Below are 11,858 nucleotides of genomic sequence, written 5' to 3'. Positions count from 1 at the left end.
TCTGGGAGAGGGCCGGGGTGAGGGTCTACTCGCGGCGAAGCTCGAGCCGAGCGGGCTCCTGGACGGCCGGTGACACGGTTCCAGTGGCCTCCCATTGGGTGGGGCGGAGCCACATCAAGACGAACGCCGCGATGCACAGGGCGGCGGCGATCAAGAGTGGGACGAGAGAACGGTGTCGCACGGGCCCCTCCGTGGGGATGGCCGGTCGCCATCCTGGAGAGGGAAATCCTAGTGGGAAATGGGGCGGTTGCCGAGATTCCGGCTCAATGCGGGGCGGGAGCGGGCGCGTAGACGCGCAGGGCCGCTGGGGCGAGCTCGAAGCGTATCGGGGTGTGTCCGATGAGCTCTCCGTCCGCGTTGATGTCCTGGGGCGGCTGGGCATCCACGTACAGGTACGCGGTGCGCACGGAGGTGACGGCCGGGTGGGAGACATGCTCGCCGCGGCGCAGGGACAGCGCGACGCGGGCCAGGGTGGACAGGTCCTGCATGTGGCCCAATCCGGTGCCCTCGCGTCCGGACTCGGCCGAGGGCGCCGCGATGGTGTAGGCGTCCAGGCGGTGGTCGTCGAGCGTGGCATCGGGAGTCACCATGTTGCCCGCGCCGTGGTAGCGCCCGTTGCCCACCACGAGCTGGAGCACGTCCCGCTCCAGGTCTCCCCGGTCGGTCGTCATCCGCACGTGGAAGGGCTGATGTTCCCAGAGCTCGGCGACGGCTGCCACGGGGTAGGCCAGCTTGCCCACGCGGCGCTTGAGCTGGGGTGTCAGCCGCCGGGCGATGGCGGAGGCCAGGCCGAGGCTCGCCGCGTTGAGGAAGGGCCGCCCATTGGCGAGCCCCACGTCCACCCGCGCCGTGTAGCCGGCGGCGATGATGTCGCAGGCGGCCTCCAGCGTGGGGGGAATGCCGAGCGAGCGCGCGAAGTCGTTGCCGGTGCCCAGCGGCAGCACGCCCAGCGTCACGTTGCGTCCGAGCAACAGGCGTACGGCGTGGTTCAGCGTGCCATCCCCGCCGCCGATGAGGACGCGCCGCACACCGCTGTCCAGGGCCTCGCGCAGCACCTGCTCCATGCGCTTGGGCCGGGAGAGCCGGTAGCAGGTGGCGACGGGAATCCCGCGTGACTCGAGCGCCGCGAGCGTGGCCGGGAAGGCCTCGCTTCCCATGCGGCACTTCTTGTTCACGATCAGCAGCGCGGGCCCTTCATCGGGGGCGCCACGCTTGGGCGGTGCGGTGAGTGCGGCATCTGGAAGAGCGTCGACGGCCATCGTCGTCGAAGATGCGCACGGGCGGGCAGGGAGGCCAGGGATGGCCCAGGACGCCCGGTCGGCTCCCTCGGTTCTTCGCTAGGACCATCAGGAGGGCGAGGGCTTGTCACATCGATTGGCGCCGCATGTCCTACTTCACTAGATTGCGCGGTATCGTACTTCATTGCATGGGTCGTGCAGGGGAGTGCCGCGCGGATGGCGATGCAAGGGAGTTGCTCCTTGAGTGACGTTCCAGCAAACCGAAGCCTCTACGGCCAAAGGCCGAGCAAGAGTGCGGACACCGCGCGGCGGCGTGAGTTCGAGCGGATCGCCGCGATGACTCCTCGGCAACGTGTGTTGCTTGCGCTCTCGCTCAAGGAGCGTATGCGCCTCATTGGGGGGGCCGAACGCCTACGGAATGGGGAGGCGGAGCGCAAGTGAGTGACCCTGGGACCGGCAACCGTCAGGAACGTACGATCGAAGTGGCCGAGAGGGTGGCGGAGGTTCTGGCGCAGCACGCGGTCCCATCCGCGGTCATTGGTGCGGTAGCACTCGCTGTCCACCTCTACCCTCGCTACACCGAAGACTTCGATCTGGCGATCAACACGAATCCCTTCCCCACGCTCCGCCGTGTCGAAGAGGCCCTCTTGCGGGAGGGCTTCGAGGCGCGGTTCGATGCTCCTGACGCCGATGATGCGCTCGGAGGTGTCCTGCGCGTGATGGGCGATGATTTCGAGCCGATAGAGGTCGTGAACTTCCAGAACCCATGGCCGGGGGCTCGTGATTGCACCGTGCTGGCGAGGGAAGCTTTGCGTGAGGCCAGCATACCGCTCAGCCCGGAGAGTCCGTTGCGAGTCGTCGGTTTGCCCTACCTCATCGCGTTGAAGCTCTACGCGGGGGGCAGGAAGTCAACGAACGACGTCATCGAACTGCTCGAGCGCAACCGTGACCACCTGGAACTCGCCGAGCTGCGTGACGTATGCAACCGCCACGGGCTCGGCGCGGCGCTGGAGCCCCTCCTTCAGGAGCTCGGCTTCGCGTAGACGTCAGCGCGACTCCTCGTCCTTGGCGGCGGCCACCGCGTCCGCGGCCCACGGCCAGGTGTCGCGCGAGGACTCATAGTGGGCCAGCAGGTCCGCCGGGTCCTTGTAGATGGCGCGGCAGCCCGCCGTGCGCAGATCCTCCTCGGGGAAGCCGCCGCACAGCACGCCCACCGTGGGCACGCTCAGCTTGCTCGCGGCCAGCGCGTCGTAGGGCGTGTCTCCGATCACCACCACGCTGTGTGGCTCCGGCCGGCCGAGCTTCTCCAGCGCCGCCTCGAAGATGTCCGGGTGCGGCTTGGACTTCTCCGCGTCGGCCTTGGAGGTCTCCGTGTCCGTCAGCCCCTCGAGGCCGCACAGCTGGACGTAGTGCTCCAACTCGTCCCCCTTGGCGCTGGAGGCGAGCGCGATGCGCAGGCCGTCCTGGCGCAGCCGCTGGACCAGCTCTCGCACCTTGGGGAAGGGGCGCAGCTTGGGCATGAACTCCCGCTTGAAGAGCGCGGAGCGGTAGTCGCTCAGCTCCTGGCCGAACTTCTCCAGCTCGTCCTCGGTGAAGAAGACGGGCATCAGCTGGTCCGAGCCCTTGCCAATCTGACTGCGCACGTGCGCGAAGGGCACGTCCCGACCGAACTCCAGGAAGGCGCGCCTCCATGCCTCGGCATGCTCGTCCACCGAGTCCACCAGCGTGCCATCCACATCGAAGATGACGCTTCGCACCAGGGCCATTCCGTCGCACTCCTTCCAGGTAGGGAAGGTGGGAACGCCCCTGGTGGGCTTCAACCCCAGCGGCGCTCCTACTGTGCGCCCGCCACCGCGAACGTCTTGGTCTGAACGGCGTATCCCTCGGGGGCGGTGAGCGCGAAGGTCTCCGAGGGCAGGGTGGGGTTGAGCTCCACACGCGTGAGGGTGGTCTCCGCGACCTTCTGGGCGCCCGCCCACTGGGTCAGCCGCTTGGGCACGCACACGGCCAGGGCCTGGTCGCAGTGCTCCTCCTCCACCCGGATTTCCGAGGTATCACCACCACTGCGGATGCGCTTGCCGAGGAAGTCCATGGCGGGCCAGCGCAGCACGTACGTCACCTCCACGTCGCTGCCCGCGGGCTTCACCGTCAGCTCCACGGCTTCGGGGCCGCGAGGGTGGGGGACGCGCTGGGCGCTTACTCCCTGGCTCGGTAGCAGCGGGGCACGGAAGCCCTCGGGGGCGAAGGGCGCGAAGATCTGCGTGAGCGCGCCCACGCGCTGCTCCGGGGCCAGCTCGTCCTTGTAGTGGAAGAACCGTCTGGCCGCGTCGTCGCGCTCGAAGAAGTGCTCTCCATCCCAGGCGTAGGTGCGCGAGGCGGGCGCGCCCAGCGTCCCCATCATCTTCTGCGGCGCGCGGTAGGCGAAGGAGAACTCCATCGTCTGGGGACCTTCCTGGGCGGTGCCCGCCAGCACGTAGCTGGTGAGCTTGCCGTCGCGGACGCCCAGACGCTGTTTGGCGTCGGAGAGCAGGGCGGACGTGCCGTCCGGGCGGCGGCAGCCGGCGAGGACGAGCAGGACGAGGGGCAGGAGACGAGCGCGCATGGAGTCCGGAAAATGAAGAAGGCCCCCCCGTCGCCGGGGAGGCCTTCGCACACTACGTGCAAACGGCGGATGCTGACTACTTCACCGCCACGCCCACGGCGCCCGACACGGGGAAGCCGATGATGAGACCGCCCAGGGCGAAGATGCCGTGACGCGGGGTGGTACCGGCGGTGAGCAGGTGCACCCGGTTGCCGCCCATGGCCTTGGCCTCGGCCACCAGGAGCTTGTTCACCACGGTGTCCAGGTCGCTCTGCACCAGGTCGATGACGTGGAAGATGGCGGTCAGGCCGAGCGCGGTGCCCTGGATGACGGCGATGGGCTCGGCGCCCTGCACGTGGATCTCGTTGCCAGAGACCACGGCGGTCTCCACGCTGGTGCACGCCACGAGGCTGCTCGCCACAACCGCCGAAACAATGGCCTTCTTCATCTGTGTGTCCCCTCTCGAGTCAATGCCTTTGGTACCCTTGCCAGTCAGCCGTCCTGGCCCCTGGCGGGTCGATGGGTCCTCAAGCTGCCACGGTGTCGTAGCAAAGGCGCCTCTCAAGTCAAGCAATGGATCCTGCCAATATCGGGAGATGCCCAATGGTCGCGGCCCCGCGTTGAAATGATGGCCGGGCGTTGCTACCCCCAGCAGACCCATGGAGAGCGCCCAAGTCCGCCCCGCGAACCGTCTCTGGCTGCACCTGCTGCTCTTCGTGCTGACCGCCGGGACGACTTCGTTCACCTTTGACCATGCGTTCCTCGGCACGGCGCTCCCCTGGGACGAGCGTCTGTCGGGAGCGCTGGCCTTCAGCGCCGCGCTGCTCGCCATCCTCGGCTCGCACGAGATGGGCCACTACGTGCTGGCGCGCCTGCACGGGGTGGACGCGTCGCTGCCGTACTTCATCCCGGTGCCCTACCTGGGGGTGGGTACGCTGGGGGCGGTCATCCGCATTCGCGGCCGCATCCCCGACAAGAACGCCCTGGTGGACATCGGGGCGGCGGGGCCGCTGGCGGGGCTGGCGGTGGCGCTGCCCATCATCGCCTGGGGGCTCGCCCACTCGACGGTGGTGGACTCGCCACCGGTGTCCTCGTCCTTCCCGGGGGAGGAGTCGCTCTGGAGCCTGGGGAAGGACCTCTTGTTGTGGGTCCAGGTGAAGCTGGGCCACCTGCCCCCGCCCTCCGAGCCGCCCTTCACCGGGCACATGCAGTGGGTCTTCAGTGACGGCCTGCTGATGAAGGGCCTGCAGTGGCTGGTGCTGGGGCCGCTGCCCGAGGGCAAGGACGTGATGGTCCACCCGGTGGTCATCGCCGGCTGGTTCGGTCTGCTGGTGACCCTGCTCAACCTCATCCCCGTCGGCCAGTTCGACGGAGGGCATCTGGCCTTCGCCCTGTGGGGCAGGCATGCTCGGTGGGTGGGCAAGGCCATGGCGCTGGTACTGCTTTTCCTCACCCTCTTCTACACGGTCACCTGGGGTGTCTGGCTCCTGGTGGCCACCAGGCTGGTGGGCTTCGGTCACCCGGAGGTGATTCAGCCAGCCGAGCCTTTGGGGCTCGGGCGGAAGCTGGTCTGCGCGGTATGCTTCCTCGCCCTGGCGGGGTGTGCGATGCCCGTGCCCATCCGAATGGTGATCTGGTGAAGTACTTCTGTGAGGCTTGCGAGCGGCTCGTTCCTCCGGCGTCGTACCGGTTGGAGTTCGGTCTGCTCGTGCTCAAGTGCTCCCGCTGCAAGGTGGAGATGCGCTGCGGGCCGGACGTGGACGAGGCGCCCGCGCCAGCGCCCGCCGCTCCTCCCAAGACGATCGACGCGCCGGTCATCATGCTGGGCGTGGGCGACGCGGAGCCCGACCCCATCGAGAACGAGCCCACCCGGCGTGTGGCGGTGCCCGCGTCCGTGCTCGCGGCCATCGAGTCGGAGGCCCGGGAGAATCGCCGCAAGAAGGAGTCCTCCGCGCCCGCGCCCGTGGCGGAGGTGAAGATCTCCGCGTTGGAGTTCGTGGCGGCGGCGAAGGCTGCGGCGGCCGAGCCCGTGGTGGCCAAGGAAGTGCTGTCGGAGCTGCCTCCGGCGAGGACTCCGGCGCCGAAGTTCCCGATGTCGGAGGCCGCGGCCTCGAACCTGGTGGTGCTGCGGCTCACGGATGTGCACGGGCGCTCGCCGGAGTCCAAGCCGGCGGCGGAGCCCAGGCCGGCGGAGTCCAAGCCGGTGGAGTCCAGGACCGTGGCGGAGGCGGCACCGGCGCGGCCGTCCATCGCCGTGCGCGCGGTGTCGGAGTCCTCGGCGGACGATCCCTTCATGCCGCCGCCGGGCTACTGCCCCAAGTGCATCGGGCCTCGCAAGGATGGCTCGGTCGTGTGCCCCTTCTGCGGGCTCGAGTACGCGCGCTTCCGGACCGACGAGTTTCGTCCCTCGCCGGCCGTCGCCTCCACGTGGCTGGGAGTGCAGGAGCTGTGGGAGAGCAAGGGCGCGCACGACAAGATTCTGGCGCTGGCCTCGGAGAAGGGTGAGCTCGCCGGGCTGGGCCGGCTCTACCGCATCCGGCTGGCCCGCAATCCGGACGATGCCATGGCGAAGCGCGGGCGCGAGGAGGTGCTCCGCCTGGCCACGGCCAGCTCGACCCTCATGCCCTCGTCGCCGCCGGACAAGCGCGCGAAGGTGAAGACGGCCGCGCTGGGACTGCTGTTCTTCATCCTGGTGATGGCGGCCGTGCTCATCATCTACCAGACCCGCCGCATGCTGGCGGGCGGGCCGTAGTGCGCGACGCGCTCGCCATCAACCTCTCGTGGCTGCTGCGCCTGCGCTGGGGCGCCATCGTCGGGCAGGTGGCGCTCATCCTCGGGGTGCACTTCGGGCTGGGCATGCCGCAGCGGCTGGGGCCGCTGTTCGCCACCATCGCCGTGGCGGTGGCCAGCAACGTGGCCCTGGGGCTGTGGGCCCGGCGCGAGCGCCCCATCCGCCAGTGGCTGCCGTGGGCGGTGATGGCGCTGGACGTGGTGCTGCTCACGGTGCTGTTGGACCTGAGCGGTGGCCCCTTCAACCCCTTCAGCGCGCTGTACCTGGTGCACATCGCGCTGTCGGCGGTGGTGCTGCGCGCGGGGTGGACGTGGGCACTGACGGGGCTGGCCATCTCCTGCTTCGGCGTGCTCTTCGTGAACCACCTCTGGTTCCCCCGGGGAGGGGGCGAGTCGGCGGCGGCGCACCACCACATCCACGACGTGCGGATGCACCTGGAGGGCATGTGGGTGGCCTTCGCGCTGGCGGCGGGCTTCATCGTCTATTTCGTCCAGCGGGTGACGCGGGCGCTGGCCGCGCGTGAGGCGGAACTGGTGGCGGCCCGGGCGGACTCGGCGCGCCACGAGAAGCTGACGGCGCTGGCCACGCTCGCCGCGGGCGCCGCGCACGAGCTGTCCACGCCGCTGTCCACCATCGCGGTGGTGGCCCGGGAGCTGGAGCGCCACCTGACGCGCACCGGGGCGGCGGCCTCCTCGCTCGAGGACGTGCAGCTCATCCGCCAGCAGGTGGCGCGCTGCCGGGACATCCTCACGCAGATGGCCACGGACGCCGGGGCGAGCCGGGGCGAGTCCATGGTGGCGCTGGCGCCCGCGGCGCTGGTGGAGGAGGCGCTGGAGGGGCTGCCGGGCCGCGAGCGCGTGCGTGTCGAGGTGGACGCCCGGGCGCGCGAGGAGCGGGAGCTCGTCCCCGCGCACGCCTTCGCCCGGGCCATCCGGGGCGTGGTGAAGAACGCCCTCCAGGCCTCGGCGCCGGGAGCCGAGGTGCGGCTCTCGCTGTCGCGGGAGGTGGAGGGCTGGCGGCTCACGGTGGATGACTCGGGCCAGGGCATGTCGGCGGAGGTGCTCGCGAGGGCGGGCGAGCCCTTCTTCACCACCAAGGCGCCGGGGGAGGGCATGGGACTGGGGCTCTTCCTCACGCGCGCGGTGCTGGACCAGCTGGGAGGGCGGCTGGTGATGGGCTCCACACCCGGCGAGGGGACGACGGTGAGGCTGTCGTGGCCGGCGGGGGGGCTGCGACAATCCGCCGCGTTGTCTTCGGAGGCGTCCCGGGTGCAGTTAGGCCCATGACGAGCCCCAGGCCCGACCATGCCCCCACGCTGCTGCTGGTGGACGACGAGGCGGTGTTCCGTGAGCGGCTGGCGCGCGCCTTCCGCGAGCGCGGCTTCGAGGTGAGCACCGCCGGCTCCTACGACGAGGCGCTCGCGCTGGCCTCGCGGGAGTCCCCCGAGCTGGCGGTGGTGGACCTGCGGATGCCGGGGCGGAGCGGGTTGGAGCTGGTGCGGGGCCTGCACGCGCTGGATGCGTCCACCCGCATCATCGTCCTCACCGGCTACGGCAGCATCGCCACGGCGGTGGAGGCGGTGAAGCTGGGGGCGTTCAACTACCTGCCCAAGCCGGCGGACGTGGACGACCTGATGCTGGCCTTCTCGCGAGGCCCGGGGGAGAGCACGCAGGTGACGGAGGACTTCCAGCCTCCGTCCCTGGCACGCGCCGAGTGGGAGCACATCCAGCGCGTGCTCACCGACTGCGGCGGCAACATCTCCGAGGCGGCGCGGCGGTTGGGACTGCACCGCCGCTCGCTGCAACGGAAGCTGCAGAAGTACCCGCCCGCGCAGTAGCGGCGGATTGCCTCAGGACGAGGCCGTGTCCGTGGCCAGTCTGGCAGGGGCGGGCGCGGGCTGCTCGCGAATGCCCACCAGCACCAGGAGCGCGGCCACCACGAGCGCGCCGAGCATCACCTGGAAGCCCGCAGCGGCGTCGTTGTCATTGGCCTTGATGACGTAGCCGATGAGGATGTTGGTGAGGAATCCGCCAATCTGCCCACCGGTGTTGATGAAGCCCGCGCCCGAGCCCATGAGCCGGGGGGGCACGAGAATCATGGGTAGGGTCCAGATGGCGCCCGCGGCCATGAAGAGCAGGAAGCCGGCGATGCACTGGGCGACCATGTACTGCACGGGGTCGTTGATCTGCGTGAACAGATAGAGGCAGATGCCGCCGATCGCCTGACAGCCGAACACCAGGTACTTGCGCCGGCCGCGGAACCAGCGATCCGACACGTAGCCGGCGAGCATGCAGCCGATGCCGCCACAGAGGAACGGGAGCGCGCCGACGAAGCCGGTCCTCTGCAGGGAGAGCTTCTTCACCTCGAGCAGGTACGTGGGCAGCCAGTTGAGCCAGCCGTACATGGTGAGGTTGTAGATGAGGGCCACGAAGAAGAGCACCCAGATGGGGGGCGAGCCGAGCAGCTGGCCGAAGCTGGCCTTCTCCAGCGTCTGCTCCGCGTTGGCGGCCTGGGAACGGCTGTCGCGCTCGAACTCCTCGAGCTCCTCGGCAGAGACGCGCGGGTTCTCGCGGATGGAGTTGGTGATGTAGAGGGCGGCGGCCAGCACGCAGACGACTCCGGCGCCGCCGAGGACGTAGAAGCTCACCCGCCAGCCCAGCATGGGCAGGAACCAGGCGAGCAGCAGCGAGGAGATGGCCGGTCCGAAGGCGATGGACGAGAGGATGAGCGCGTTGGCGGTGCCGCGGTTCTTCTTCGAGTACCAGTTGCCGATGACCTTCCAGACGGCCGCCGGGAAGATGCCCTCGCCGATGCCGAAGAGGAAGCGCACCACCAGCATGCTGGCGAGGCCTCCGGCCACACCGGTCATCGCGGTGAAGAAGGACCACCAGACGAGCGCGACGAGGATGACCTTCCGGGGGCCGATCCGGTCGGCCATCATCCCGCCGGGAATCTGGGACAGGGCGTACCCGAGGAAGAAGGCGCTGAGGATCCACCCCACCTTGTCCGGGCCGATCTCGAACTCCCGGGCCATGAAGGGGATGGTCATGTTGATGGCCATCCGGTCCAGCCAGGCCACGAGGTAGCAGAGCAGCAGGACGAGCCCGACCTTGTAACTGGTCTTGAAGGACATGGGGCCGGAACATACCCCCCAGGCAGGGAGACAGGCCAATCGGGCACAAAACCCGACGAGCGGGCGGCGCACTGTTATCCTGCTGTGCCTCCCCCTCACGCGCACCCGTCCGGAATGTCCCTGCCCGCTCCCTCGCTTCGCCCCTCCGTCGACACGCTGCTCGGCCCCGGTGGCGCGCTCCAGGCCGCGCTGGAGAACTACGAGTACCGTCCGGAGCAGCTGCAGATGGCGCGCTCGGTGGAGAAGGCCTTCAACGAGCGGGGTTACCTGCTGGCCGAGGCGGGCACGGGCACGGGCAAGACGCTGGCCTACCTGGTGCCGGCGCTGCTGTCGGGCCGGCGCGTGGTGGTGTCCACGGCGACGAAGACGCTGCAGGAGCAGATCTTCTTCAAGGACCTGCCGCTGCTGCGCGAGCGCATGGGGCTGTCCTTCGACGCGGCGTACCTCAAGGGGCGCAGCAACTACCTGTGCCTGCACCGCTACGACAAGTTCAGCAAGGATCCGCAGTTCACCACGCGTGAAGAGGGCCGATACTGGAAGCACCTGCAGGCGTGGGCGAGCCGCACGGAGACGGGGGACCGGAGCGAGCTGGAGCTGCCCGAGTCCTTCAGCGCCTGGGCCCGGCTGTCGACCACGTCGGACACGTGCCTGGGTTCGAAGTGCCCGGTGTACGAGAGCTGCCACGTGACGCGGGTGCGGCGGGCGGCGGAGTCGGCGGACCTGCTGGTGGTGAACCACCACCTCTTCTTCGCGGACCTGGCGCTCAGGGGCCGGGGCCAGCGGGGCGAGGGCGTGCTGCCGCAGTACGATGCCGTCATCTTCGACGAGGCGCACGCGCTGGAGGACGCGGCGGGCAGCCACTTCGGGCACTCGGTGTCCAGCTTCCGGCTGGAGGACCTGGTGCGGGACGCGCTGGCCGTGCTGCCGACGAGTGACTCGCGCTTCGGGATGCTGTCCTCGCTGGTGGTGCGCCTGCGCACGCACTCGGAAGCCCTCTTCTCCCAGGCGCCGCGGGTGCTGGGCCTCAACGACAACGAGGGCGCGGTGGCGCTGAAGCCGGACCGGCTGGCGCAGCTGTCGGGTTCCATCGAGCAGGTGAAGGAGGCGCTCTCGGCGCTCTCTGCCTTCACCACGACGGAGCGCGAGCCGGAGCTGACGCTGCTCACCCGCCGGTGCGCGGAGCTGGTGGCGGACCTGTCCTTCCTGGAGAAGGTCGAGTCGAACGACCACGTGTACTGGGCGGAGGCGCGCGGGCGGGGCGTCTTCCTGCGCGCGAGCCCCATCGAGATCGCCAGGGAGCTGCAGGAGCGCCTCTACGGAGGGGTGGACACGGTGGTGTTCACCTCGGCGACGCTGGCGGCGGAGGGCCGCTTCGACTTCTTCGCGCGGCGCATGGGGCTGTACGACGAGGAGGGCGTGCCGGTGGCGAGCGTGCGCACCGTCTCGGTGCCCAGCCCCTTCGACTTCGAGGAGCAGTCGGCGTTGTACCTGCCCACGCACCTGCCGGACCCGGCGGCCCCCGGCTTCATCGAGGCGGCGGCGGAGGAGATCATCCGGCTGTGCGAGGTGACGGGAGGCCGGGCCTTCGTGCTCTTCACCAGCCTGCGCAACATGGAGCGGGCGCACGCGCTCGCGCGCAACCGGCTGCCCTACCAGGTGCTGTTGCAGGGCGAGCGCCCCAAGCAGCAGTTGCTGGAGGCCTTCCGCGAGCACCCCAGCGTGCTGTTCGCGGCGCACAGCTTCTGGGAGGGCGTGGACGTGCCCGGGGACGCGCTGAGCCTGGTCATCATCGACCGGCTGCCCTTCGCCTCGCCGGGGGACCCGGTGGTGGGGGCGCGCATCCGCCAGCTGGAGGCGCGAGGCGAGGAGCCCTTCAGCGGCTACCAGTTGCCGCAGGCGGCGCTGGCGCTGCGGCAGGGCTTCGGCCGGCTCATCCGCACCCGGGCGGACCGGGGCATCGTGGCGATGCTGGACCGGCGCATCGTCACCAAGGCCTACGGACGCGCCTTCCTCACGAGCCTCCCGCCGGCCCGGCGCATCGACCGGCTCGATGCGCTGGAGGGCTGGTTCCACGGGACGCCCGTGCTCGAGCGCGAGGACGACATCGACTTCTGA

Annotated in this window: 12 protein-coding genes; 6 read left to right on the top strand and 6 right to left on the bottom strand. The window is 69.8% G+C overall.

Annotation, left to right across the window (positions count from 1 at the left end):
- Positions 1-25 precede the first annotated feature (25 nt).
- Together NR810_RS16475 and NR810_RS16470 are read right to left on the bottom strand one after the other, a co-directional pair.
- Positions 26-181, bottom strand: coding sequence for a hypothetical protein (locus NR810_RS16475; RefSeq protein WP_257453560.1), 156 nt, complete (start codon positions 179-181; stop codon positions 26-28).
- Positions 182-263: 82 nt separating this feature from the next.
- Entirely contained in the window at positions 264-1,259 is a 996-nt protein-coding gene (locus NR810_RS16470; protein ID WP_257453559.1) for a lipid kinase, read from the bottom strand.
- A gap of 473 nt (positions 1,260-1,732) precedes the next feature.
- Here NR810_RS16470 and NR810_RS16465 point away from each other — a divergent pair, with 473 nt between their 5' ends.
- Positions 1,733-2,281, top strand: a complete 549-nt coding sequence (locus NR810_RS16465; protein ID WP_257453558.1) for a nucleotidyl transferase AbiEii/AbiGii toxin family protein — start codon at positions 1,733-1,735, stop codon at positions 2,279-2,281.
- 3 nt (positions 2,282-2,284) lie between these two features.
- On the opposite strand, the gene NR810_RS16460 is transcribed toward NR810_RS16465, so the two are convergent.
- From NR810_RS16460 to NR810_RS16450, 3 genes are all read right to left on the bottom strand, one after another.
- The gene (locus NR810_RS16460) at positions 2,285-2,998 is read right to left on the bottom strand and encodes an HAD family hydrolase (protein WP_257453658.1); all 714 of its coding nucleotides are present in this window, start codon (positions 2,996-2,998) and stop codon (positions 2,285-2,287) included.
- A 74-nt stretch (positions 2,999-3,072) separates the two neighbouring features.
- Entirely contained in the window at positions 3,073-3,840 is a 768-nt protein-coding gene (locus NR810_RS16455) for a hypothetical protein (protein WP_257453557.1), read from the bottom strand.
- Positions 3,841-3,916: 76 nt separating this feature from the next.
- On the bottom strand, positions 3,917-4,267 hold the full coding sequence (locus NR810_RS16450) for a hypothetical protein (protein WP_257453556.1): 351 nt from the start codon (positions 4,265-4,267) through the stop codon (positions 3,917-3,919).
- 211 nt (positions 4,268-4,478) lie between these two features.
- On the opposite strand from NR810_RS16450, the gene NR810_RS16445 reads away from it, so the two are divergent.
- Genes NR810_RS16445 through NR810_RS16430 form a run of 4 tightly spaced genes read left to right on the top strand, consistent with a single transcriptional unit; the run spans position 4,479 to position 8,447 of the window.
- Positions 4,479-5,459, top strand: coding sequence for a site-2 protease family protein (locus NR810_RS16445; RefSeq protein WP_257453555.1), 981 nt, complete (start codon positions 4,479-4,481; stop codon positions 5,457-5,459).
- Entirely contained in the window at positions 5,399-6,571 is a 1,173-nt protein-coding gene (locus NR810_RS16440; protein WP_257453554.1) for a hypothetical protein, read from the top strand. Before NR810_RS16445 ends, NR810_RS16440 begins: the two co-directional genes overlap by 61 nt.
- Complete coding sequence (locus NR810_RS16435; protein WP_257453553.1) at positions 6,571-7,896, top strand: ATP-binding protein; 1,326 nt, start codon at positions 6,571-6,573, stop codon at positions 7,894-7,896. The genes NR810_RS16440 and NR810_RS16435 overlap by 1 nt, the downstream gene beginning before the upstream one ends.
- Positions 7,893-8,447, top strand: a complete 555-nt coding sequence (locus NR810_RS16430) for a response regulator transcription factor (RefSeq protein WP_257453552.1) — start codon at positions 7,893-7,895, stop codon at positions 8,445-8,447. The genes NR810_RS16435 and NR810_RS16430 overlap by 4 nt, the downstream gene beginning before the upstream one ends.
- Before the next feature lie 12 nt (positions 8,448-8,459).
- Here NR810_RS16430 and NR810_RS16425 read toward each other — a convergent pair whose 3' ends face one another.
- Positions 8,460-9,743 (bottom strand): MFS transporter, encoded by a 1,284-nt coding sequence (locus tag NR810_RS16425; protein WP_257453551.1) that lies wholly within the window; start codon positions 9,741-9,743, stop codon positions 8,460-8,462.
- Between the two features lie 114 nt (positions 9,744-9,857).
- Between NR810_RS16425 and NR810_RS16420 the strand changes: the two genes are divergently transcribed.
- On the top strand, positions 9,858-11,858 hold the full coding sequence (locus tag NR810_RS16420) for an ATP-dependent DNA helicase (protein WP_257453550.1): 2,001 nt from the start codon (positions 9,858-9,860) through the stop codon (positions 11,856-11,858).

The sequence above is a fragment of the Archangium lipolyticum genome (genome assembly GCF_024623785.1).
In the GTDB taxonomy this organism is placed as follows: Bacteria; Myxococcota; Myxococcia; order Myxococcales; family Myxococcaceae; genus Archangium; species Archangium lipolyticum.
The sequence above is the reverse complement of the archived record's forward strand: the minus strand, read 5'-3'. Positions and strand labels throughout refer to the sequence as shown.